This window comes from Acinetobacter sp. YH12105 (assembly GCF_013419095.1).
In the GTDB taxonomy this organism is placed as follows: Bacteria; Pseudomonadota; Gammaproteobacteria; order Pseudomonadales; family Moraxellaceae; genus Acinetobacter; species Acinetobacter pseudolwoffii.
The window spans coordinates 146,626-170,855 of sequence record NZ_VPAU01000004.1; the positions used below are offsets into that span (position 1 = coordinate 146,626).

At 39.3% G+C, this 24,230-nt stretch carries 15 protein-coding genes and 1 pseudogene; 1 reads left to right on the forward strand and 15 read right to left on the reverse strand.

What is annotated here, in order from left to right:
* Nucleotides 1–8 precede the first annotated feature (8 nt).
* The 4 genes from FTU44_RS05235 to FTU44_RS15180 all read right to left on the reverse strand — a co-directional run bounded on the left by FTU44_RS05235 (nt 9) and on the right by FTU44_RS15180 (nt 3,596).
* On the reverse strand, nt 9–731 hold the full coding sequence (locus FTU44_RS05235) for an ABC transporter ATP-binding protein (protein ID WP_005172157.1): 723 nt from the start codon (nt 729–731) through the stop codon (nt 9–11).
* Complete coding sequence (locus FTU44_RS05240) at nt 724–1,947, reverse strand: ABC transporter permease (RefSeq protein ID WP_074383142.1); 1,224 nt, start codon at nt 1,945–1,947, stop codon at nt 724–726. Before FTU44_RS05240 ends, FTU44_RS05235 begins: the two co-directional genes overlap by 8 nt.
* On the reverse strand, nt 1,944–3,167 hold the full coding sequence (locus FTU44_RS05245; RefSeq protein ID WP_159516388.1) for an efflux RND transporter periplasmic adaptor subunit: 1,224 nt from the start codon (nt 3,165–3,167) through the stop codon (nt 1,944–1,946). Before FTU44_RS05245 ends, FTU44_RS05240 begins: the two co-directional genes overlap by 4 nt.
* A 300-nt stretch (nt 3,168–3,467) precedes the next feature.
* Nucleotides 3,468–3,596, reverse strand: a complete 129-nt coding sequence (locus FTU44_RS15180; RefSeq protein ID WP_005096127.1) for a hypothetical protein — start codon at nt 3,594–3,596, stop codon at nt 3,468–3,470.
* A gap of 27 nt (nt 3,597–3,623) precedes the next feature.
* Here FTU44_RS15180 and FTU44_RS05250 point away from each other — a divergent pair.
* Nucleotides 3,624–3,794: pseudogene (locus tag FTU44_RS05250) on the forward strand (IS982 family transposase); the annotation flags it as partial.
* 93 nt (nt 3,795–3,887) lie between these two features.
* Here FTU44_RS05250 and FTU44_RS05255 read toward each other — a convergent pair.
* From FTU44_RS05255 to FTU44_RS05305, 11 genes are all read right to left on the reverse strand, one after another.
* Nucleotides 3,888–4,439: a DUF2799 domain-containing protein gene (locus FTU44_RS05255; protein WP_005096126.1), complete on the reverse strand. Its 552-nt coding sequence runs from the start codon at nt 4,437–4,439 to the stop codon at nt 3,888–3,890.
* 72 nt (nt 4,440–4,511) lie between these two features.
* Entirely contained in the window at nt 4,512–5,174 is a 663-nt protein-coding gene (locus FTU44_RS05260; RefSeq protein WP_005096125.1) for a hypothetical protein, read from the reverse strand.
* Nucleotides 5,175–5,202: 28 nt separating this feature from the next.
* Entirely contained in the window at nt 5,203–6,615 is a 1,413-nt protein-coding gene (locus tag FTU44_RS05265; protein WP_100534454.1) for a lipopolysaccharide assembly protein LapB, read from the reverse strand.
* A 79-nt stretch (nt 6,616–6,694) separates the two neighbouring features.
* The gene (locus FTU44_RS05270) at nt 6,695–10,417 is read right to left on the reverse strand and encodes a tubulin-like doman-containing protein (protein WP_005096121.1); all 3,723 of its coding nucleotides are present in this window, start codon (nt 10,415–10,417) and stop codon (nt 6,695–6,697) included.
* A 52-nt stretch (nt 10,418–10,469) separates the two neighbouring features.
* Entirely contained in the window at nt 10,470–10,880 is a 411-nt protein-coding gene (locus FTU44_RS05275) for a hypothetical protein (protein WP_005096118.1), read from the reverse strand.
* Between the two features lie 32 nt (nt 10,881–10,912).
* On the reverse strand, nt 10,913–12,376 hold the full coding sequence (locus FTU44_RS05280) for a hypothetical protein (protein WP_005096117.1): 1,464 nt from the start codon (nt 12,374–12,376) through the stop codon (nt 10,913–10,915).
* Nucleotides 12,373–13,824 (reverse strand): hypothetical protein, encoded by a 1,452-nt coding sequence (locus tag FTU44_RS05285; protein ID WP_253134344.1) that lies wholly within the window; start codon nt 13,822–13,824, stop codon nt 12,373–12,375. The genes FTU44_RS05280 and FTU44_RS05285 overlap by 4 nt, the downstream gene beginning before the upstream one ends.
* 603 nt (nt 13,825–14,427) lie before the next feature.
* Nucleotides 14,428–15,468: an integrase arm-type DNA-binding domain-containing protein gene (locus FTU44_RS05290; RefSeq protein ID WP_257226414.1), complete on the reverse strand. Its 1,041-nt coding sequence runs from the start codon at nt 15,466–15,468 to the stop codon at nt 14,428–14,430.
* 564 nt (nt 15,469–16,032) lie between these two features.
* Nucleotides 16,033–17,151, reverse strand: a complete 1,119-nt coding sequence (locus FTU44_RS05295; protein WP_180049718.1) for a J domain-containing protein — start codon at nt 17,149–17,151, stop codon at nt 16,033–16,035.
* Between the two features lie 70 nt (nt 17,152–17,221).
* Entirely contained in the window at nt 17,222–19,024 is a 1,803-nt protein-coding gene (locus FTU44_RS05300; protein WP_180049720.1) for a DUF262 domain-containing protein, read from the reverse strand.
* A gap of 69 nt (nt 19,025–19,093) precedes the next feature.
* Nucleotides 19,094–23,974: a type ISP restriction/modification enzyme gene (locus FTU44_RS05305; protein ID WP_180049722.1), complete on the reverse strand. Its 4,881-nt coding sequence runs from the start codon at nt 23,972–23,974 to the stop codon at nt 19,094–19,096.
* Nucleotides 23,975–24,230: the final 256 nt, after the last annotated feature.

Genomic DNA, 24,230 nt, shown 5'->3' on the forward strand with positions numbered 1-24,230 from the left:
AATATTGTCTAAGTTTCAATTGGATGAACCGTATGGGAATCACTTTCAATCCGGCCATCGACCAGATTAATGGTTCGATCACAGGTGGCGGATAGGCGCGGGTCATGTGTCACCAGCAGAACGGCGCAGTCGCGTTCACGATGCACTTTACGAAACAGCTCAAACATGTCGGCGGCGGTCTGCGTATCCAGATTACCGGTAGGCTCATCGGCCAGAAGTAAGGCTGGCTCTGTAATCAAAGCCCGCGCAATCGCAATCCGCTGTTGCTGCCCACCGGAAAGCTCGTTCGGTTTACGATCAGCAAACTTTTCCAGCCCCACTGCAGCCAGCAAATCCCGTGCACGTTGTAAGCCTTGCTGTCCGGGTTTGCCTCGCGTCATCATCAAGGGCATTAAAATATTATCCAGTGCAGTAAATGCCTGAATCAGGTGATGGAACTGAAATACAAATCCAATACTATTGCCACGTAACGCAGTCCGGCCACGATCATCCATGGCACTGGTCGGCTGTCCCAGTAAATACAGCTCGCCACTACTCGGTTGATCCAGCAATCCCAGAATATTCAATAGCGTACTTTTTCCGGAGCCAGAAGGCCCAATCAGAGCAGCAAAATCCTGGCGTTCAATACACAGATCAATACCATGCAAGACCTCAATTTCATTGGGCTGACCAATATTATAAGATTTGCGCAGCGCTTCTAAACGCAGGACTTCTTGAGATGGTTCAGACATGACGAATCGCCTCCACCGGATCGAGTGCCGCTGCCCGGCGTGATGGTACTGCAGCGGCCAATACCCCTGTTAATGTCGCCAACAATAAAGCCAGAAGTACCAGCTCGATCGAAATCGGGATATAAAATAATCCGGGGCCAAAATTATTAAATACCCAGACCAGACCATAACTGGCTGCACTGCCAACGACCGAACCCAGCAGACCAAATATGGCCCCCTGAAACAGGAAAATTCTTAAAATTTGTGACTGGGTGGCGCCTGTCGCACGCAAAATACCAATTTCCCGGGTGCGCTGTACCACGCTGACGGACATGACACTGGCAATGCCAAAAGCCACTGAAATGGCAACAAAAACAATAATCATATTGGTAGACAGGCTCTGTGCAGTAATCGCATTCATCAGCTGTGCATTGGTTGAAATCCAGCTTTCGGCCTTTAATGAGGTCAGGCGCCCCACTTGGGCCGCAATTTCATCAGCCTCAAAAATATCGTTAATGGTCAGATCAATGACAGTTACACCACCGGGCAGACCGAGTAAAGACTGTGCCTGTTTCAAGTCCAGATAAACATAACGCGCATCCAGTTCACGCACGCCCAGTTCAAATATGCCGGCAATATTTACCAAGGCACTGTTTTGCTGACCGGTATCCAGTCGCAATTTGCTACCGACCTGAACCCCCAGATCTTTGGCCAACTGACTGCCGATCAGTACATCATCCGCGCCAACACGTAACTGACCACTGGTTAAATATTCTTTCAATGGAATGATCTGCTGATAACGCTCCAGATCCATTCCGACCAAGGCCACGGATTCAATCGCATCACCGCGTTGTACAAAGGCCGGCCCGGAGACCACAGGCGACACAGCAGTTAATATCGGCAACTGATCCAGTGTTTCGGTAATCTGCTGCCAATTATTGATGGAACGCAGTCGTTGTGCGCGTTTATCTTCCTGTAACAATTGCACCGTCCCGGCAGGCGGCGGCACAATCCGGTTGACTTCATCGGGTGAGAGCAGACGGATATGTGCCTGTGTACCTAATGTACGTTCGACAATATTGGCCTGTAGCCCCTGAATCAGGGCCGTGATAAACACAATCACCGCCACACCAACGGCGACGCCCACCGTGATCATAATGGACTGCGCGCGACCTTCGCGCAAAAAACTGATCGCGATTTTCCATTCGATCCAAAGCCGCTCGAAAAAGTTTTTCAATCGAATTTCACCGGTAATTCATTCTTGCTATCGGTCGCGTCAGTCGAGCTCATCAATGAGCTATCTTGTGGCTTGAGACGGACTCTCGCACCCTCTTCCAGTAACGATTCGGCATTGGCCAGCACCTGATCACCCTCACTCAAACCTGAAGTTACTTCTGACATGGCCAGACCTCGTAAACCTAAAGTCACCGGTTGGCGCTGGATTTTTCTATCACGTACCAACACGACCACTGCCTTATTGCCTTTAATATTGCTAAGCGCATCGTTCGGAATAGCCAGTGCCCGCTCCCGTTTATCTGTCTCGACATTGACCGATACGGTCATGTCCTGACGCAGAAAATCTGGCACCGGGTTGACGGTTAATCTGACCTCTACCGTGCCCCGCTGCGGATCAATGCTCGGTGCAATAAAGTTAATGCGGGCCGGAAAAGACTGATCCGGATAAGCATCGCTAATCACGGTGGCATTTTGCCCTAAGGCCAGTTGCGGTAAATTCCGTTCATCGAGTGGCACCCGGATTTCTGTATTGCCCGTTAAGGCAATGGTAAATAAGGTTTGTCCTGGTTGAACCAGATCGCCTGGCTCGACATCCCGTGTCAGTACTGTACCTGCGACCGCAGCCCGAATTCTGGTTTTTGCCAGTTGCGCCTGCGCCACTGCCAGCTGTTCCCGAAGCGATGCTTCTTCAACTTGTCCCGTAGACAATGCCGCTGCTTTTAGACGAACGGTTTCATAATTGTTGCGGGCAACTCTTTCTGCCTCTAAGGCCTGTTCTATTTCTTCAGCCGACAGGATACCCGCTTCGGCATTACGTCTCCGTGCTGCTTCACGACTGGCCTGTTCCAGTTGTGCTTTGGCACTGGCCAGTTCTGCTGTCGCCTGTGGTCGTCTGCTGGTGGCCAATTCAGTCAGTGCCAGTTCAGCCTGTCGTACTTGGGCCAGTAATTCATCCGATTTCAGCACCACCAAGAGATCACCAGGTTTCACCTGATCTCCTTCCGTGACCCGCCGCTCAAGCACTACGCCACTAATTTCACTGCCCACCTGAGCACGCGAGACTGTCGCCACGCGTCCGGTGGCCACTACATTTTGTATCAGCGGCATGGTGCTCAAGGTATAGCTTGGTAGAACCGGCCCCTGCCACCAGCGGAACAGAGCAAAACCGACTGCCAGTAGCAATAAGATGATGAGCAAAATTTTATAGCGGGCAGCGCGCAACTGAGAATCTCCGGTTGATGCATCGAATATTGAATAAGAAAGATAACGCTTTATTTATTTTCTTCGAGTGTTTAATTTACAACAGGTTCCTGCATAGATTTATAGATATTTTGTTGAGTTTAAATGAAATGTTGGATTCCTGAGCATGTTTAGCCAGCACTTATCGATTTCAGCTAAAGTGATCTAATGACAGCTGCAACATTTGAATGAAGAGCTAAAAGTCCGCTGTATGAAGCGACCGCCATGTCAAAGATCTGGATAGCATCAAAAACAGGCTAAAACATCGTTGATTTAGCCTGTTTAATGAATGATTGATTTAATAATTTTACCCAATAACTGATCACGTTGCGACAGGCTTTCGCCCAAAGGCGCCAACCGGATTTCCTGATTAACTTTCTGCCAGTTTAAATCACGCGGATCTGCCTTCATGGTACCTAGGGATTTTACTTAAAAAAGCCCAGCAAAATAGAAACATTATTCAGCCTATTGAAAGGACACTATAATTTAGTGACGAGTAAAGCTCGGAGTATTTCAGGGTCTTTAACTGGCATCTATGCTTCGTTATGTGCATACCAATTAACCCATCGAAATAAGCCAACCATTCAAATTATAAAGTCATTGGCTTAAACAGGATGAGGGTTAAATTAATCTTTGAAATAAGCAAATACAGTTTCTAGCTATCTGAGAAACTATATTTTTCAATCTTATAACTAACTCTTATTATTCAAAACTTGCCGTTCGCTTGAATTGCAGAATTTCTCGTTCTGCCATATTATATTCACGCTGAACTTGCCCCAACTTATTGCTAGCTTCGTTATATTTTTCACGATAATACTTTCGTGATTCTTCCTTAAGATCAGAGTTATACATATTAGATTTTGCTGTCGCAATTGTATCTTCAATCGATTTTAAATTTTTATTCGCCACATAAAACTTATTCGCCACATTGTAATAAGGTCGTAAGTTATTTTGCATTTCCATTGGGCAACTCTGATATGTTCCTCTACCTTGTAATGCGTAATCAAAAATAGTTTGTGGATTGCAATAATTTTTTAGACCTTTTTTATAACCAGTGGTATAGGCTTCTGTGTCTAAAATAGCGTTGTGTTTCATACATGCTTGAGTACGCTTTTGCATGAATGAACCATTACCGTTATAACCATCATTCTGACCAATTAAACCCCAATTGGCAGATAAACACTCATTTTTAGACATAATTGCACAACCATTCAGCATAACAATACTGCCTAACAGCAACATTTTTAATTTCATGAAGTTCTCAAAATATTGGCTACAGTAAAAATCCCAATATGTATCAATACATATTGGGATTTCTAAGAGATTTTAGACTAATGTGATCGTACGAGTATTGTTTGCGACTTTTTTACCATTCACGAGTAATTCAGTATCAAGTAAGTATTGTCCTTTTGATACACTCGAAGGAAACTTCCAACTGAATGAATTTTCAAAATCGCCAGAACTATAGCCTTGGGCTGTTGAAACCTGAACATCTTTCACCAATTCACGTATCACTTTTCCATTTGCATCTTTTAGAACTAATTTTTCTTGGACACGCTGAAGAGGATCAGCAACACCTTCTACAACAGTCAAATCTGATTTTACTGTAATATTTTGGTTCGCTGCCACAGTTTGATTAGGTAAAATAACAGTAGAATACTGTTGAACCCTTGTTGTTTGAGGCAATTTCCCTTTATTGGCTTTCTTATATGCCGTTTCAACTTCAGCAGCTGATTTTTTCTGAATGGTGTGGGCATTAATCATTAAGCATCCTGCTGCAAAAACCGCACCGCCAATAGCAGCACCTGTTGCAGCATAACTACTATCACCCACAGATGCCCCAATTGCTGCACCAAGTAGTGCGCCTACTGCTGTAGACATTCCCGTATTACATCCCCCATTGGCTGACGTTGCCAATCCCCCTGTACTCGCACAACCTGAAATAACTAAAGCTGAGCTCAACATAGCAACAGATATTGTCTTTTTCATTAAATTTCCCTCTTAAAGTATAAAATGATTATTGAATTACCATATCGTCAAAGGCTGCTGATTCACCTGCTTCAGCCTGACGTAAAATACGTTTTGCTTGACCATTACTCGGAGAAGCAGACAATACTTCTCGAGCCAAAGATTTAGCCAAACCGTAGTTATTTGCATTTAATGCACGCTCTGCACGACTGAGCTGAGAATCAAAACGTGCTTCATTCTGACGACGTGCTGCTTCTGCTGCTAGTTTACGTGCAGCCTCTTCAGCTTTCTGACGTTCTATTTGAGCCTGTTCTGCCTGGCGTTGTGCATCTGCACGCTCACGCTCTGCTTGTGCTAAACGCTGTGCTTGCTCAACTTCTTGATGCATATTTTGCTGTGGAAAATTTTCAACTTCATTTTGTATAGTTTCACTTTCTATAGATGCTTCCAGCTCTTCTTCTTGTTGAAGATTAAATTCTTCAATCATCGATTCGATCTGTGGCAACAGCTCTAGGCCACCTACAAGTTCCGCATCAAGTTCTAATGCAGCAAGCAATGTCTGATGTGCTAACTCCAAGTTTCCAGCTTGCAAATACTCTTTTGCTAAAGTGAGTTTCTCTTTTGCAGAGGTGGCTTGCGCTTCTGCAGATACAACCAACTGCACAAAACTTGCATTAATTTTACATTCTGCCTGGTTGAGTTTGATGATACTCAATGCACGTGTCGGCATTTTTTCACTCAAAAAGCTACTAATTTCTGCATTTACATTTTCACAAGGATCAACCTGTGCCTCTTCGTCTATAGACACTTCTTCTTGTATATTTTCTTTACCACTAAACAAGAAAAAGATCACCATCAAAAGTACGATAAAGGCAATCGCAATATATTTAAAACTCGAGGTTTTTTGCTGTGGTGGATCTAACAGTGTAGGTTGACTGGTTGATGGTAGTTGTGGAGGGGTTACGATTGGAGCCGCAGGCTGTATCGGTTCAAGAGGCTCATCTGGTTCAGCATCTAAGACTGACAGATCACTTTGAAACTTGAGTTGATATTGTTCCAAACTTAAATATTCATTTGGAATATTTGCTAGATGCTTTAAACGTACAAAAATTCCTTCATTTTTTTTAAAGGCGTAACGATCATAAGTTCGCATGTTTTCAAGGGTCGAACCAACAATGATGACACCCACTAGCTCTTTATTGCCCTGCTTTGTGATGTGTTTAACTACAACCGATGAGTTTGATTTTTCTTCGATTTGAGCTTCATTTTGGCTTTGACTTCCAATTGAATCTTGATTTTCACTCAATGACTCTCTTGGAATGATTGGTATTTCCTTTGACTCTACAGGCGGAGTTTGGAGTTGAACGTCATGCAAAGTACCACAAAAAGGACAATATTTTACCTTGAGCTGTAGCTTCTGCTGACATTCAATACAAACCATCTCTTCGTTCTGCTTAGCCATGTTATTTAACCTATTACTTCTTTTTTGTGTTGAGCGTTGGCAGTATTGCCCTTTTTCAAGGACAATACTGCATGAGCAATTATTGTAAAATTGGCGGGATACTAGGAATTGGTGGCGGCACAGGTATTGCAAGCTCAGGGCATTGGGCAATTGCGATCCAATTAGCTAAACCTTCACGCCATACCATCGTTGCAGAGTTAATCTGTTGCTGCTGCAACATTTCAACTACTTTTGAATGAGGGTATGGTCCAAAGTTTTGCCCATTGATCGCAATATGATATTGATACTGGGGTTGCTGCAAAATTGGGGGTGGCATTGCGCCTGGAGTAGGTGGAGGTGTCATACCAGGCATCGCAAATGTCGCTATTGGTACTACATCTGCCATGCTATTTTTCACAAGAAGTTGTTCATGTATTTGTAGGATACTTGGTGACATATTCATCACCCACTTCAGGCGTCGACCTTTATTTGGTTCGCGAATTTCATCCTGATATGCATCTTCATCTGAATCTTTGAGTACTTCAGCCCATTTTTCCATTTCTTCGCGATATTCAGTTAATTCATATGCACGCTCGATCAATTCTTGAGGAATTTCCTTACGCTCAGCTAATTCGATCAGCTCTTTCTTTAATTCTTTTGCAATAGCACATGCAAAACCGACATGTTCAACTTGCGCACCCGTTTCATTTTGAACAAGACGAGGGGTATAAATCTCTCGTTCATAATGATCAACTAATGCAATTAGCATTGTTAAATTTGCATCACTGAGTGATTTAAATTTCTGCTGCACTTGATCATAAATGTTATCACGGTAAGTCTGAGGTAAACCATTTAAACGGAAACCACGTTCATTGCCTAAGCGACGCACATCGCCACGTGCGACCGCAAATTCATACTGCCCACTTGGAATCAAGCCTGGAACGTCACAACGTTTTAAAACACCCAACATCACTGCTTTTAAGTAGCATTTAAAATCATCAGCCAAGCTGTTTAATTCATCAGGTGTTGGTGCATATGGATGCTTGAATCGTGTTGAGTCAATATGCGTATGTAGTGGTGTTCTTTCACTTTCTTTACGGTAACTAGTACGCCAAGTCTCAATACCCCGTAAAATCGTAAGAGGAATACCTGATAGCTCGACATAGCAGACTGCTCGACCAGGTTCTCCGGTTTCGACAATCGACAATGCTTGAGCATTTAAGCCTAAACCACTTGGAATACATCCCGTCAGTTCATGTTTGTACTTTTTGCTAAATTGATCTGCACCATTCACACCGATAAAACATTTGAAACGGTCTGGTGGTGGGGTGAAATCACCGCCCATTTTGGCATCAACCCAAGGCATGGCACGCTGTAACCACTCAGTAAATACATTCTGACGTTCAACTACACTCATATTTTCAAGTGCTTTATACAATGCATCTTCTTCTTGATCATTTTGTTCAAAAATAACTAGACGACGCTCTGCCATGCGAATAATTTTAAGCAATAATGGTGTTTGCTGATCCGGGTCAACAAGAATTTTAAATAGCTCTTTTGAACCACCAAAATCCTTAAATGCTTCAGCCGCCCATTCACACATTAAACGAGGATCTATTTCACGCTCTTTTACATCGTCAGTTTCAATAATTTGTAAAGTTGCATGCTTGGTACGAATTTGTTGATGAATCACTTCGCGATCGTGATCAAGACGTTTCATCATATCTATGACAGACTCTTGACCACTTTGCAGGTCACCCATCACACCATTCCAAATTGTTTTTCCACTTTCATCCACACCCAAACTGTTACCTAACCAGTTTGAAATATCTTGCATCAGTTCAATGGCTTCTAAAGCTGCTTTTGCACGCAGGTGGAAAGAAAGAATATTTGCGATATCTTTACGCAGGTTATCCAACACTGCACGAGCTTGCTCTTCTTTATTCCCACCACCAAATATAGCTAAAAGCCCTTTACCCTTTGTTTCTTCTAAATCTTTCAGTTGCTTTTCATATTCATAAGTCAATAAGGCATCTTTAATCGCAGTATAACGATTGGCTGAATTTTTGAGCTGTAATGTAATACCTGAGTTAGCATTTTCAATACGGTCTTTAATTTGTTCGACTAGCGAAATCACATATTCGAAACCACCTTGTTCGTGATTATCTAAATATAAATATAAACGGCTTTCAATATCTTTTTTGAGACTTTCAAATAATGCTTTTCGACGTCGCATGACACGGTCTTCAGCTGTATCTGCCATAGCATCTGTATTACGAATGACATCACGCATTAAGCTTTGCATTGTTTTGCGGACTTCATTTGCCCACTGTTCACGATCAATAATACTGATTTCACTAATACGCTGACTAACACGCTGACGTGTTTCTTCTGCGATATCTACTTCGACACCGTTCTGACCTGAGCGTAATAAAATATCTACAATTTCTAAATCCATAAATTCGGTATTTAACTCACGAATTTCTGGATTTTTTAATGTCGCAGCTGAAAACTCAGGAAGGTTATTAAATGGCACCAAATTGAGATTCATATTTTCGGCCATGAATGCATCACGCTTTTTTTCACTCGCCCGGTTAGCAGCAGGATTTGCGCTTGCTACACCAAAGAAGGCTTTAAGCATGTCCGCTGCCAAACTGTACGCATATTCATCATAGCGAGCACGACCAAGTGTGTCCAAAGTCGATTGACCAAATGCTGAATATGCACATGAATAATTCAATTTCATGTCACCAAAACGCCCTGTTGGTACAGGTGGTGCAAACATATGAATTTTATGTTGACGTTGATTTACTGCAACCGAACGTTTACGGTTGGCAAAGTCAGCAGAACGAAAATCCTCGAACAAAGTATCCGCAATCATTGAATACACGTCATTCATATTGTCCGTATGCTGGCGTGCGAGGTTACCGGAATCAATTAAATGAACTTCATCATACGGCTTCGATGCAAGCTGTGGACGATCATAATCATCCCATTTTTCAACATACTTTGAATGCCCAACCATTGCAGATTCAACTTCCATCAACGCTGCATAAGCATTGGCCTCAGTACGTGCTTTATTGGCACTTGAATAACCCGTCGGTAAGAACAACATCAACTCTACATCAGCAGCTTCAACTTCGTTGCTTGCTACCCATTTAGATAACCATCCCATATCCAAAAATGAACCTGATCCTGTACCACCCGCCACAGAACCCAAAACCACGATACGGAATTTACTTGTATCCAGCTGTAGATTTAATTTTCTCAGCATGTCATCGCGTGATAAACCTGCTTTTAATGTATTTAATTTTGAGCGAATTTTGTCACGTGTTTTTGGATATTTATCAAAGAAATATAAACGTGATACAGATCGAATCTGTCCCGCACCTTTTGCAGGATCAATGCCTAATTCACGAATTTTTCTCGGTGTTAACGGTAACCAATTTTGAATATGAGGATAACGACTCAGTGATGCATCATCACGGCTATATTTCTCAATATCAAAAGACTCTACAATTTTTTCATCATCCGTAAACTTGACTAAGTTATATTGCAAATCTTCAGTTTGTGCACGGCCACTATCAATAATTGCACCCTGATCTAAGTCAAAATGCATAAATTGTGCAATTGGAAACTGTGATAAGTTTTCTAAGCGAACATTATCACTGCCCCAACTTGCATTTAGAATACGACGACGTACACGCATCATCACTTCCATACCTGTACCACCGACACCAATATAAAGTGTTGGGCGGAGTTTTACGGTCTGCTCTGCTGCTTTGGCTGCAGTGCCTGTGTTGACATTTTGCGTGTCCGTCATCTTCTTCCCCTATTTTTGCTTATTTTTTAATTACTTAACTTATATTCAGTGCTTAAGCGCGGCTTGATGTAAATGCCAGGACAGCACTTAGCAATGCAACAACACCTAATGGCCCCAAAATAAGCAAAGATAAGAATTTCACTGGATTGACTGCTGCCAAGACTGCACCAATGGCAACTGCAGCAAGGAAAATAAATAACCACCAACCTGCCATACTTGCTTTGCTTGGAGAAATACGTTTTTTTACCAAACTATTGCTGAAACCACGTTTTGCAAAAAAGAAAGCGATGAGAAGAACAACGATAATTCCTCCAGCAATCATGAGATCGCGAGAACCAGTTTCTTCTTGAACTGTTGGAACATTCACTGCTTGAACAGTTTGCGCTACTGTAGCTGTTTCAGTTTGAGCTTGTTCATCTGCTGTTGGTAAAACAAAACCGTTATTTGTATTTGACTCTGACATATATCCCCCTGGATGTTTATTAAACTTACTATTTAACGAAGTATTACACTAAATTTTTTATCTATAACTTGAACAGATGCGTCTGAAATACCACGTTTCACAATCGCAATTTCTTCCCCTGAATCACCATAAACACTCATCTTGGAAAATGGTTTTAATTGGATGGTTTGTTTTTTCAAGCCATTAACCCAAACATCGTATTTTTTACGTTTTGAACTCAATGCCAAAGCCAAAATGCCGAATACAAGTGCCAATAAAACCCCTGCAATCATGACTACAACTGGCCATAATGGATATTGCAAACGGAATTGCACAGGAATTGTGGCTGTGGAAGACTGAATACTTTGTGGTGCAACAAAGACATCCGATAAGGGGTCACCAGGAAATAAATTTTGCAAATTCTGTTTAAAATCTTCAGATAAGCTCAGCTTCTGCTCATACAGAGTCACGTCAATATTGGCAGGAATCGTAACTGCCTTACCCATTGCCTTAAACACTTCCCAAGACCATGGAGACACAATTAAATGCGAAGGAATTGGCACTTGAAATTCTAGCTTCGTGTTGTCTTTGGTCATCAAACGAATATCTGATTCAGAAATCTGAATCGGTGCTTGCATACCATTGGCCAATCTCAACTTTGCTTCAACGCGTGTTGCAGCAATGTTGTAAGGATAAAATTTGTTTTTTAGATCTGCTGTTAGCTTCAGTTCAGGAATAACATCTTTAGGTTCTAAATTAAAAACCAAGGTTTTTTGATCAGATGCTAAAGAAGCATGAATCGTAGACGAGTTTTTCACACCTGTTGGAATGAGTTGAACTGGTTCTTTGTCTAAAGGTTTTAACAATGCAGGTTGCTGGGTGAAAACCTTTTCCATTTGACCTGATTGAACCAAATGATTTAATTCAGTTTCAGCCTGATCACCATAAGCCAGGGCATAAACCATTAAGCCAGATGCATTAAAATGTTGTCCTTGCACAGGCATTTTTAATGGATATGCCATAACTTTGTTAATGGCAGGATCTAAATGTACCAGCTCATAGAATTCTTTATTGCGCTCAGCCGTAGCCGCATCATTATTTGGACTATTTTTATTGTTAGTAAAAATCCAAATAATGCCTGACTTTTTCGCAAATGGACCTGTAATCGTGGCAACGACAGCTTCTTTAAAATCGGTATCTGCATAGGCTTTATCAGATTTTTTCGCGATGCTCTGTTGGCTTAATTGCTGACTAATATTTTGTTTACCGGCGCCTTGATAAATCACCGTAGGTGATTTAGACACAGCATTGCTTTGGTTAAACATTGCTACCGCAATAGTGTCACTCGGTTGCGTGACGGTTTGAACCACAGCATTTACAAGTGGTTTTAATTGCGAGTTTTGATCTTGGTAAAAGGGTTCCATCCAACCAGAGTTTTGGACTAAAAATGCATGTTGTCCTGCACAAGTCAAAGATGATATAAGGCTAACTAAAGCCATTAATCCTATTTTCTTCATGCAGCAAGCTCCCAGCCTAAGATTTCAGTTAAGCTAGGGTTATAAAAATACAAAATGTTTTGATGAATAAAGAATCTTGACTGCAACGGCTTTTCAACTTGAACACGATGAAAATCTATGAGCCCATCATGCGTATCTATAAATAGCATAATATCCTGTTTAGACTCATCTGCAAGTTTCTGCTCAATACCTATATTTGTATCTGTATCAAAACTAAAACCTAAAATTAGTTGGTGCTTTTCATCCTCAATAAGTGGAACCGTAAAACGATGTGTTGGTTCAACACCAACTTTTTCTTTCCAAATATCTTTTACGTCAAGTTTGTCACCCAGGTAGAATTTTGAAAAGCCAGTGGTAAAACGAAATAAAGAAGGTTGTACATGTGGTTTTTCTGCATCGAGCTCGATATAACACCAAGGTCCTTTCTCAGCATTCTGACTTGTACAGAATTGGTAGAAATTACCTTTTCTATCATCATAAGGTGCGCCAAAACGAAAATCAGGCTTATATCCTGGTATCCACATCTCGTAAACGACCCTTAGCTCTTGATTATCAAGCCCCTCAAATTTTAAAATCAACTGGCCTGATTTACCAATCCAAATAATACGTCTATTGTCATACACTACTTTTTCAAAATAAATTTCTGATGCTGGATTATTTACTACTACTGATGTCTGCCGAGTAAGTACATCAACAACCTGCAGCTGATTATTGATCAACATTGGTTGTAATATTTTTTTATTCCAATATACAGGCATACCCAAACATGGATTATGTTCAGTCACATACTGCGTCTGATATCTCAACGATAACCCATCAATAATAACTCGTGCCAAACCAGCTTTAGTCGGAATATATAAATGAGGTGTTCCATCTGCACTCATAACACCTAAAAGGTGTAAATATTCTTCTATTGGTTCTGGGCAGCGCTCTAAACGCGGACCTTGATTACTTAAATCTAGCCATTCATTATTATATTGGCTCCAAATTGATAGACTTCCATTTACTTTATTCAATGCTATTAGCTGAGGAATATCTGTACCTGTTTTAATAGACACAAATTCAAAAATTCCTCTTGGCGGCATTTTAATTTTCAGTAGCGCATCATTACTGACATCAGGTTTACGTTCTAATTCTTTGAGTTGGCTACTCAATTGCAAGCCGTGATTATCCACATATTGACGACCATCATCATAATGTAAACTTTGCCCATAAGGTGCAAGCCAATATGAATCTGAATTGATTTTTGCTTTTTCTAGATGCTTACCCGTTTCAGGATCATACAAAAACTCAGAAGGATACATTTTCGCACCCAAACTTGGCAAATTAAGTAATTGCTTAACAAAGTGAGGATTCACATGATCTGCAATTCTTAAATTCGGCGTATTTTTTAAGGTATAACCGACTTTGTCATCTTGAACCCAAGTTCCGGATGCTAAATTCCACACTACTTTATCCTGATTATGAATCAAGACACACCCCATATTTTGAGTTTCTTTTGCAACATTCTAGACAGTTTTTTTTACTTTCAAACTATTTATTTGATTTTTTTTTAATAAAATTAGATAGTTAATATAACCTTAACAATGGACAAATATTATTTAACAAAAACTAACAAATTGTTTCATGTTTTATTTGAATTTTCCCATATAACGATTTAGTCAAAATAATCATCATTACATGAATCATGTTTAAGCCAATGACTCCATAATCTGAATTGCTGAATGATTTCGGTGGCTTAATTTATATGCACATAGTGAGATATAGATCTCACATAAAAAACCATTAATATTAGGTAATGCTGATCAGTTAAGGAGTTTAGAAATAGACTCTTTAATTTTTTAGTCATTCAAGGCGGAATATTAATGTTATAAATCAAATTCTTGTAAATTATTTGTTACTTTGGTTTCGCCCAAAGTAACCAAAGGCATTTGTCATCCGCAAAACTCGTCAGCCACCATCGACTAGTAAATTTGTCGCAGAAACAATCATTTTTAAATCTAGTCCTGCCTCAAACAGTTGCGGATGACTTTTCTATCTATCAGATATAATTATGAATTTGAAAAAGAAAATCCGTGTGGTGTCTGCCTGCCTTCATATCCCATACGGCGTAAAGCCATAATAAAGACTGTATCAGAGGCTGGCTCATTTACATCTGTTCTGCTTGGAAAAAGATAATCACTTTTTGGATTAAGATCTTTCAGTCGATTTAGTAATTCACACACTTGATTAGGCAACGGAACAATATGTTCTCGCCGCTTCTTCATTCTTTCAGCGGGTATAGACCAAATTTTCGTCTTGAAGTTAAATTCGTCCCAAGTCGCTTCCCTAAGCTCAGAAGGACGACAGAATAAATAACTAAGTAGCAATAAGCCTATTCTCGTTTCTTCTGCTGGATACCGTCGAATAGTTCTGAGTAAATCTGGAACATCTTCAGTACCCACATGTGGCATACTTTTCGACACACCATTTTCTAGATATTTATGTATACCTTCTAATGGATTATATTCAATACGTCCCGTAACTTTTGCTAGATTATAAATATCACGACACATGGTTAAAATTCTTTTAACCTGTTCATTAATTCCCTGTTCAACTTGAATAGCTCGCAAATGGTTAAACCATTCAACAGCTAGAATCGAATCAAAAGGTCTATGACCAAATTTTGGGAAAATATGTTTTTCTAATGCACCTTTATTTCTAACAAAAGTAGCTTCAACCCAGTTCCCTTGACGGATCGTTAGCCATTCTTGAGCTAAGGCTTTGAACAAATCTTTACGCTCACTAAGTTCTTTCTCTTGCTTCTGCTTTTTAGTAAAAACTGGATTTTTACCATCAACTATATCATTAAGTAATTCCCGAGCTTTTTTTCTTGCCTTAGCACCTGAGATTAGCGGATATGCTCCCAAACTAATCCAAGACCATTTTCCATCTTCTCTTTTATAACGAAAAACCCAAGATTTTTTCCCACTTGGCGCAACCCTAAAATAAAGACTTTCACTGTCTTTAATTCGGTACTCACTTGCCTCAGGTTCTAGGTTTTCCAATGCTGTATCAGCGATTGGAAAACGCTTTATTTGCGTCCGCTTCATGATTTGTACACATCCAGTTCAATTTTTCCGTTGTGTACACCCTATGTGTACAGCCTCACTTCAAAATGTTCTTAAATGATATGTAATGATCTTAAAACAAAAAAGGCTTGAACCCTTACGGTTCAAGCCTTTAGCTGAAGATCTTCGGATTTACTTTTGAATTTTGGTGGGGTGGCGACAATTGAACATATTTCATAAACTACTGTTTTGTATATATTAAATTTTATTAAAAAATCACAGTGTACATAACAGTGTACAAATCACTTGTTGCTAGGCCATTTTCCAACTGAGTTTTGAGAAAATTACCAAACAATCTCACACAATTAAATTATTCAGATATAAATCATATAGAAATAACAAAAGAAGTAAAACTTCCGCCAGCGATCTACCTCTATTCATCTCAAAAATCTGAATAATTTTAATATAAAAATATTTAAATCAATAAAAAACTCAACCTTATCTATTGACACTACATTAATCATATATAAATTAATTAATGGAAATTTACATTTCTATCTTCGAAAAATTCCCATTTTCCCAGAGTTGAGAAAATAGGAATTTATTTTATTGAGTAAACTGTTGATGCAAAATAGGAAGAATTTCATTATATGAATCCATTAAATGCTTATTAATTTGATTCATATCTGTAATATTCATAGGAAGATAATAATTAACAAAAGTTCTCTCAAGAAAAAGTTCTTCTGCAAAAAACTCATTAGGTTCAGCATTCATTCCATGAGAAACATTCGCATCAAAAATTCTTGCCGAATAATCAAGGTAGAAGCAATACTTCTTATTTGAATTAATATCTGCGTAACATGTTTTAATTTCCTCTTTTATTCCTATCAATCCAGACAAAGCCATTACCGCATCTAACTTTTTGACTGATGTTTTTATTAAAAACTCATCTTGTGCTAATGCTGTATTTTCAGATCGCTCTACAACTTCAACACTATTATAAATATTATTTTCTAACTCACTATTGTAAGCATTACTATCTATTTCCTTCACTTGTGCTTCAGTGTCAATCGCTTCCTCACTATCATTCAATATAGCACCTAACTCTTCAGCCGCTGCTATTGCTTCATCAGCTGCTGTTACGGCTTCATCAGCCGCTGTCATCGTCGCTGCATCAGTTTTAACTGATAAATTATTCATATATGAGGTTGCTGCAATTGCAAGTGTGAGAATTAAAGCTAATGCGATAAAAGTGCTCCCTATCTGTAAGAAAACTTTTTTCTTTGTAATGATCCAATTTTTAAGTTTTATAAAAGGAGAAAAAATAGAAAAGCTATTTGGAACATCAATGGAGATATTCATTTTAAAACTCTTGGAATCAGAATCTTGAGTTTTCTGTTTAGCTTGGGTACTAAAACCAGTTTGATCCTTTTGTTCAAAAGCTGCTTTTTGAGCCCGGATAAACTCTTCTTGCTCCTTCTTCTTTATATCCTCCTCTTGCTGCCGTTTACGTTGAGCTTGCGCTGCAAGAAATTGATCATAATTTTTACGTTTAATTGGATCAATTAAAGTTTCATATGCATCTCTAATTTTTACCATTATTTCATTCGCATCATTACCTTTATATCGATCTGGATGATACTTTTGGGCTAATCCCTTATACGCAAGCTTAATAATTTCTTCTGGTGCATCTTGAGAAACATGCAATATTTCATATAAATTCATAAATTATTTCTTACTTTCTTTAATTTAAATAAGGTATTAGACCCTCCCCTAATACCCATTTTTCTAAAAATTATTTTTCCCAAATTTCTATAATGGTTTCATATAGTTTTTTTGAGCGTTCATCAATAGCTTTTATATCCCAAACCTTATTCTCAAGACATTCTCTAGTGCGCTTTAATGTTGAGTAAGTATCCAATTCGTTGCGTTTAATTGGCCATGCTGAATCACGCAATTTTGAATTCAATGAACCTTTAATTAACGCTAAATTCCCCAGGGTCAGCAGCTTAAAATTATTTAGCTCAATTTTCTCTTTTGAATCTGGAATTTCCCAGTTATTTTCCCATTTCTTTGGCATTAAATGTTCTAATGAAAAGCCTTCTAATGACAGTGAATGATTGTCTGTCTTAGGGTCATTCAAATCATATAAAGAAATAATATATAGAATTTCTCGCGTATATTTGTTGATTAAAGCTTTTTCAAATACAGCTGCTTGAACTTGATCATCACTCGGGAAGATATTGGTATCTTCAGTATAAGTCAGAAGCTTTTCCAATAACTTTTTACTAGTAATTTCATTCCATTTTTTAACTTCAACTAATAGACCTAAAAATAAATTATTATAGTTTTTAGTAGTTAGCTTACAAATGGTACGTCGCGCAATATAGGATTCCAAAACCGCTAGAATTCTTTCAAGTTCAGACTCATCTTGTACTTGCTTCATGATGTACAACATTAAAGGCATAATTGTTGTAATTTCAAATTCTGAAACGATCTGGAAAAAACGTTTTTTGTATTCTTTATAGGCTAGTGACTTAAGATCAATACCATCTGGAATGGCTCGATAAACTACAGCATGTTCTTTTAAATCTTTAATTAAAACTGCCAATTCATTTTTAGATTTTCCTTTTATAAGATTCTTATATTCTTTAAAAAGTTTTTCTAATTTAACGGGTGCTTCTTTTGTAATAACTAAATAACTATATAAAAATAACTCTATTGTAGAGCGACGTATACGACCTGATGTACGTTCGGAAGACCAAAACTCTATATCATCTTCATTCTGTTCAAAGACTGAATACCAATTTTCCTTATACAAATCTATGGATTCTTGCTCATTTCTAAATAAATAATTTTTTAATAATTCTGAAGTTGTAAGCTTTACACCTTGTGAGTTAATCGTATCAAAAATTTCCTGAACATCATCTCCCTTAGATAAAGCCATATGAATAATAGGTAAATTATTCAAAATAACATCTAGAAATGCATTTAAATACTCGTCTCTTTCTTCATTATCAGTTGATTTTTCATTAAGCATATCAACGAGACGTTTTCGAAAATACAAATAACATCCATCAATAGCGTTGTTGCTTAAACTTAACTCAATATATTTTTCTAATAGAGTAAGATCAAAATCTTCAACTTCATTCCAAATTTCGAAATTCTCTTTTTCATCAATTAGTAATTTTTCAAATTTATTTCTATCATTTTGACTATGAACGATACGAGGATTTGCCTTACCTTTTTTGTCTGTAAAAATTATTAATTTTTTTACCCAATCTTTTAAGTCCTTATCTTCAATCTCATCATGAATTGCACGAATTAAAAGGCAAATGGTAGTTAATCTTTGCTGACCATCTACTAAATCATATTCATTCGCTCCCATCTTCTTTGCTTCTTTTTGTTGAACTATAATAGTTCCTATAAAGTGCTCAGATGTTTCCAAGTTATCTTTATCAAATTGTTCTAAAATACTATCAAAGAACTCTTGCCAGTTTTCTATTTTCCAAACATAAGGTCTTTGAAAAAATGGAATATGGAATTGCAAACTACCTTCTAAAAAAGAACTAATTTGTTCTTTATTTGCACTTAACATTAAACGCCCCTAATTTTGCTTTCTATATAAAAAAGCACTAGATATCTCTAGTGCTCTAAAACTTAAAATTTAAATATCCAACTTCGGTAACGCTTTCACAATCTTCATCGTTTCAAGGCTGACCGTAATCACTCGTAAGAACAGCTCAAGCGGGTATGCAGCATTGTTCATCGTCTCAGTCGCCCAATCGTTTGCATCATTGACGATACCACTGTCTTTGTGCGTAGAAACGCCCTGACGCTCCATTACCCACTCAAGTGCAGGCTTACCATTCACCACATATTCATACGCCTCTACAGGGACGTCCTTGATCGTAATGCGCTTGTTGTAAACAACCGTGCTTTTTTCGCCTTTCTTAGCAAACTTCATCTTTTCAACATAGAAGTCTTCAGCGGTTAATTGGTTGTACGCCGTACTACCTGTATCCAATGTTGCTTTGTACGGTTCAATGGTTTCATAGTTCAAATGCCAATGTGCAAGCTCACGACCCGCTTTTGAGAACGCCCAAAAATCTTCAGCTTTCTTTACACATGGAATACGTGGCAACTCTTTAGTGAGGTTGTCCGCATAACGATTACGGTATTCTTCACTGTGCAGTAAACCGTAGGTGTAATAGAAGATGTCTTCTTTCGTGATTTGTTCGCTAGGATAAGCAGTTTGGAAGTGCTGTAAGCCTTCGTCACTGATGCCGTCTTTGCGCTCATACTTGGTTTCAGTCACAGTTAAATCAAGTGATTTATCAAATAAATCACCCGAACCAACGCTTTTCTCTTGGGTTACTTCTTCATAGAGGTAGAGTGGAAAACATTGACCATTGGCTTGGATTTGGCGATCAGGTAGTACATTACATATTACGCAAGAAAACTCTTTAGGAGTTCCCAAACCTACAACTGAAATTACTTCATTATAAAGATTATGCTTGAAAATACGTGGTAATTGATTTGTTCTTTCAACTAAATCACGGTGAAAATATAAATTCGTTTTCGTATAAGGTCTATAGATAGATGTGCAATAGCTATCTATAGACTCTTTGAAGTTCATTTCTTTTTCAAAAGATTTAGTTAGATTTACAGACCAACTAATTTTAGTTAAATCAGTAATCATCTGTTTACTTGAGACAGATTCATTGAAGGTATCAATCGTTAAATTTATATGATTTCTAAGTTTATTTTTCGAATAGTTATAACACCAAATATCCCGATTGGTATTCGCACCATTCGTGTAAATATTAAATAAACTACGAGTCGTATTCTTATTAGCTAGTGGCATGAAATTACTAAAACTGTCATCACGTTGGTTCAACCAATCGCCATGTTCATCAGGTGTAATAACTTTCCATCCGTTAACCGTCGTAATACCTTGCAAACTTTTAAACTCATTAACTTTGCTTAACTTTTCTTCTCGACTCAAATAATCCCCAATATCGTAAAAGTAAATCTGACCTTGTTGTTCAGCTTGTGGATTCTTTACAAGAATTGAAATCGCAATTGGTGTTCTTGTCCCTTGTCCAAATACATTGTCCTTTTCTTTACGACGTTGTTCACCCGAGGTTCGAGCATTTCCACGTAAATGGAAGATATATAGACTGCTAAACTCCTCAACTAGACATTTACGTAAACCGTCTGCTGTATTTGCATCGATCCATCCTGCATTTGTCACAAAGCCAATCACGCCTTGAGTTGAAATACGATCACTTGCCCAACGAATTGCACGTATATATGAATCATAAAGCGCATTCTTAAGTGTTGCTACCGAACGATCAGCATAAGTTCGGCGAATCTTTTCATCTAAAGCAGGGTATTTTATATTGGCGTTATTGTCATTTGCTGAATCTTGACCTGCCGAGTATGGCGGATTGCCAATGATGACTTGAATATCAAGCGACTTTTGACGTTTACGGCGTGCACTATTGTCTACCAATACTTGATCGACTAAGTCCTCTTTCTCATACATTTGGAAAGTATCAGTTAAACAAATACCTTCAAATGGCGTGTACTCGTCAATGATCTCACTGTGATAGACCGCTTCAATGTTAATCGCTGCAATGTAATAAGCGAGTAATACAAGCTCATTGGCATGGATTTCGTTCTTGTATTTATAGGTCAATTTCTTCGGTGGAATTAGACCGCTTTGCAATAAGCGAGAAATGAATGTTCCTGTACCCGTGAATGGATCAAGAACATGCACACCTTCATCGGCAAAGCTCTTGCCGAATTCTTGTTGAAGAACATCATTAACGCTGTGAATAATGAAATCTACCACTTCAACAGGCGTGTATACGATGCCTAGACGCTCGGTCATGCGAGGGAATGCATTACGGAAGAACTTGTCATATAATTCAACAATGATCTTCTGTTTACCTTCCGCACTATCAATCCCTGATGCACGTAGCTTCACACTGTCATAGAAGCGTTGTAGTGCTTCGGTTTCACTGTCGAGTTGGTGCTGATCTAAGACATCTAAAACCTTCTGCATGGCAACAGCCATCGGGTTATTGGCTGCGAAACTGTACTCATCAAACAAGGCATCAAAGACGGGCTTGGTAATAAGATGCTGCGCCAACATTTCAATAATTTCAGCATCAGATACAGCGTTATTTAAGTCATCTCGAATCTCAATTGCGAACTCTTCAAATACTGCACGTTCTTTGTCACATTCAGGACGCGCCAGAATGTCTGTAATCAGCTTGATATGGGTTTGTGCAATCTTGGCAATGTCATTCGCCCAATCTTCCCAATGGTGGCGATTACCAACTTTTTGAACCACTTTGGCAACGATCGCACGTTCGATTTCGCCTGATTCAAAGCTAAAGGAATGCTGAGTATCTTCAATGTCATCCTTTTTAGACTTTTTGTTCGGCGTACCAATCGTTGAACTACCTTTGCCAGCGCCTTTTTTCTTCGCCTTTGCTGCCACTTTGTCGCTAATCGCAATGACTTCCATTTTGGACTTATCAATACCGGTTAAGTCCATTTTGTTGATCATGGCATCAAAGCGGTCATCATGCGAACGTAAGGCGTTTAGCACTTGCCATACCACTTTATAGGTTTGGTTGTCATCAAGTGCCTTATGTGGCTCTACTCCAGGTGGAATTACGACAGGCAAAATCACATAGCCACGCTTCTTATTTGGCGCAAGACGCATGACACGACCAACTGACTGCACCACATCAACTTGTGAATTACGCGGTGTCAGGAATAACACAGCATCAAGCGCAGGAACATCGACACCCTCAGACAAGCAGCGGACGTTACTCAATACTCGGCAAACTGGACGCTCTTGTCCATTTTCATCAAAAACTGGCTCAGGCGTTGCTTTGAGCCAATTCAGTTTTTCTTCTTTCTTATCTGCACCCATACCACCATCGACATGCTTCGCTTCACAGACCAAGCGGTGTGAAATCTCATTGCCTTCTTTGTCTTCGGCTTCTTGGTAGGCTTCAACAACTTTATGGAAAGTGTCGGCAATACGGGTGGAGCTGACTTGGTGTTTGCGCGCTTTCGCCGTTTGGTCAATCACTTGACAGAAAGCCAATGCGCGTTGCATTGGGTTAATATCTTCTTCAACGTCCGCATGAATGCCCTGTTTAGACAATGCCTTCCAACAGCCAACAATACGCGCTGCGTCATCAACCACAATATCGGCATTTTCTGTAATTGTTGAACCAATCTTGTCGATGATGGTGTCGGAGTCCACCGTCAGGACAATGACCTTGTAATCAACCAATAAGCCGCGCTTCACCGCTTCCGAGAAGTTGATGGTGTAAAGCGTTTCACCAAATAGCTTCGTATCGTCCATTGAATACAAAGTGAAATCGGTAGCATTGCTTTTTACATCGTCCGAGAAGATACGCGGAGTTGCGGTCATGTATATGCGTTTCTTACCAAGAATGAAACCGCCATCGTGAATCTTGACGAAGTTGGAATCATCTTCGCTATCATGTGTTGAGCCTGTTGTACGGTGGGCTTCATCACAAATGATCAGGTCAAACTCACCCATTTGGTGATCATTCTGCGCGTCACTTATGGTATTGATCGAGTGGTAGGTTGAGAACACAACGGTCATGTGATCAGCGTCGTGGCGCTGCTCGACGTTCTCGGCTAACTTTTTCGCGTCGGTGGTGGCCGGATACTGCAATTCGTGCGCCAAGGTTGTAACGGCATCAATGGCAGTTTTGTTTTTGCTCTTACCAACTTCCGTATCCGAACAGACTGCATAGCTAAGTAATGGCGTGTTTGATTCCTGCGTCCACTCCGTTAAAGTCTGAGAGAGTAGGGAAAGGCTAGGAACAAGAAACAAAACGCGCTTACCTGCTCCAGCGCATTCTTCGGCGATTTTCAGACTGGTAAAGGTCTTGCCTGTACCACAAGCCATGATCAGCTTACCACGCTCAAGTCCTTGCTCATATAAGCCAATTTGAACATTGGTCAGTGCGGCCTTTTGATGGTCACGTAGTTGCTTTTTAGGCTTAAAAACAATTTCTTTCTTTTCGGCAAACTTTGACCAGTCAATCGCGCTCTGCTCTAGGGTTTCCAAGTCGATCTTAGTAACAGGCGGGTCTTGGTTCTCTAGGGTCGCTAAAGCATTGTCCGACCATGCGTGTGTGGTGCTGATAATGATACGGCGGGAAAAGTAGGTTTTAGATGCTGCTGACAGGAAGCTGTCGATTTCAGATTTGGATACTTTACGGTCTGCATCATAGAGTTTGCATTGGATCGCGTGAAACTCACCGTCTTTGGTCGTTGCTACAAGGTCAATGCCAGTATCTTTACCTGATAAGCCCTGCTCTTTCGCCCAATCGGTATATGTTTGAACCTTTGAAAATTCTTCTTTATAGAAAGGCTCATTTTCAAAATATTTGATGCAAAGCAACTCAAAATAAGTTCCTTTTTCCCGTTCCGTTTTAGCTGCTGTTCTATATGTGTTTAATAAATTAAAAAAAGCAGACATAAGTCCCCAAACCCATAAATAATGTCTTATTGAATACAATGGATTCTACTGAATGTACCCATTAAAAACCATGAAAAGTAATATTCTATTTGCGGAACTATAAGTTATTTCTTATCTAGAAAAAGCTGCATCGATTAAATAAACCTCTATTTTTCAATAGTTAAATATTTAATGTTTATGAAGTCTCTTCTTATTCAGAACTATTGGTGATTTTCGACTAAGTAAATGTCATATTTTGCCAATTCAATTACCATTG

Bases quoted from the DNA above. Each gene is read 5' to 3' on its own strand.
- FTU44_RS05280 (WP_005096117.1), bottom strand. From the start codon at position 12,376: ATGAAGAAAATAGGATTAATGGCTTTAGTTAGCCTTATATCATCTTTG.
- FTU44_RS05300 (WP_180049720.1), bottom strand. From the start codon at position 19,024: ATGTTAAGTGCAAATAAAGAACAAATTAGTTCTTTTTTAGAAGGTAGT.
- FTU44_RS15180 (WP_005096127.1), bottom strand. From the start codon at position 3,596: ATGAAGGCAGATCCGCGTGATTTAAACTGGCAGAAAGTTAATCAGGAA.
- FTU44_RS05275 (WP_005096118.1), bottom strand. From the start codon at position 10,880: ATGTCAGAGTCAAATACAAATAACGGTTTTGTTTTACCAACAGCAGAT.
- FTU44_RS05270 (WP_005096121.1), bottom strand. From the start codon at position 10,417: ATGACGGACACGCAAAATGTCAACACAGGCACTGCAGCCAAAGCAGCA.
- FTU44_RS05295 (WP_180049718.1), bottom strand. From the start codon at position 17,151: ATGAATTTATATGAAATATTGCATGTTTCTCAAGATGCACCAGAAGAA.
- FTU44_RS05305 (WP_180049722.1), bottom strand. From the start codon at position 23,974: ATGTCTGCTTTTTTTAATTTATTAAACACATATAGAACAGCAGCTAAA.
- FTU44_RS05255 (WP_005096126.1), bottom strand. From the start codon at position 4,439: ATGAAATTAAAAATGTTGCTGTTAGGCAGTATTGTTATGCTGAATGGT.
- FTU44_RS05265 (WP_100534454.1), bottom strand. From the start codon at position 6,615: ATGGCTAAGCAGAACGAAGAGATGGTTTGTATTGAATGTCAGCAGAAG.
- FTU44_RS05260 (WP_005096125.1), bottom strand. From the start codon at position 5,174: ATGAAAAAGACAATATCTGTTGCTATGTTGAGCTCAGCTTTAGTTATT.
- FTU44_RS05290 (WP_257226414.1), bottom strand. From the start codon at position 15,468: ATGAAGCGGACGCAAATAAAGCGTTTTCCAATCGCTGATACAGCATTG.
- FTU44_RS05235 (WP_005172157.1), bottom strand. From the start codon at position 731: ATGTCTGAACCATCTCAAGAAGTCCTGCGTTTAGAAGCGCTGCGCAAA.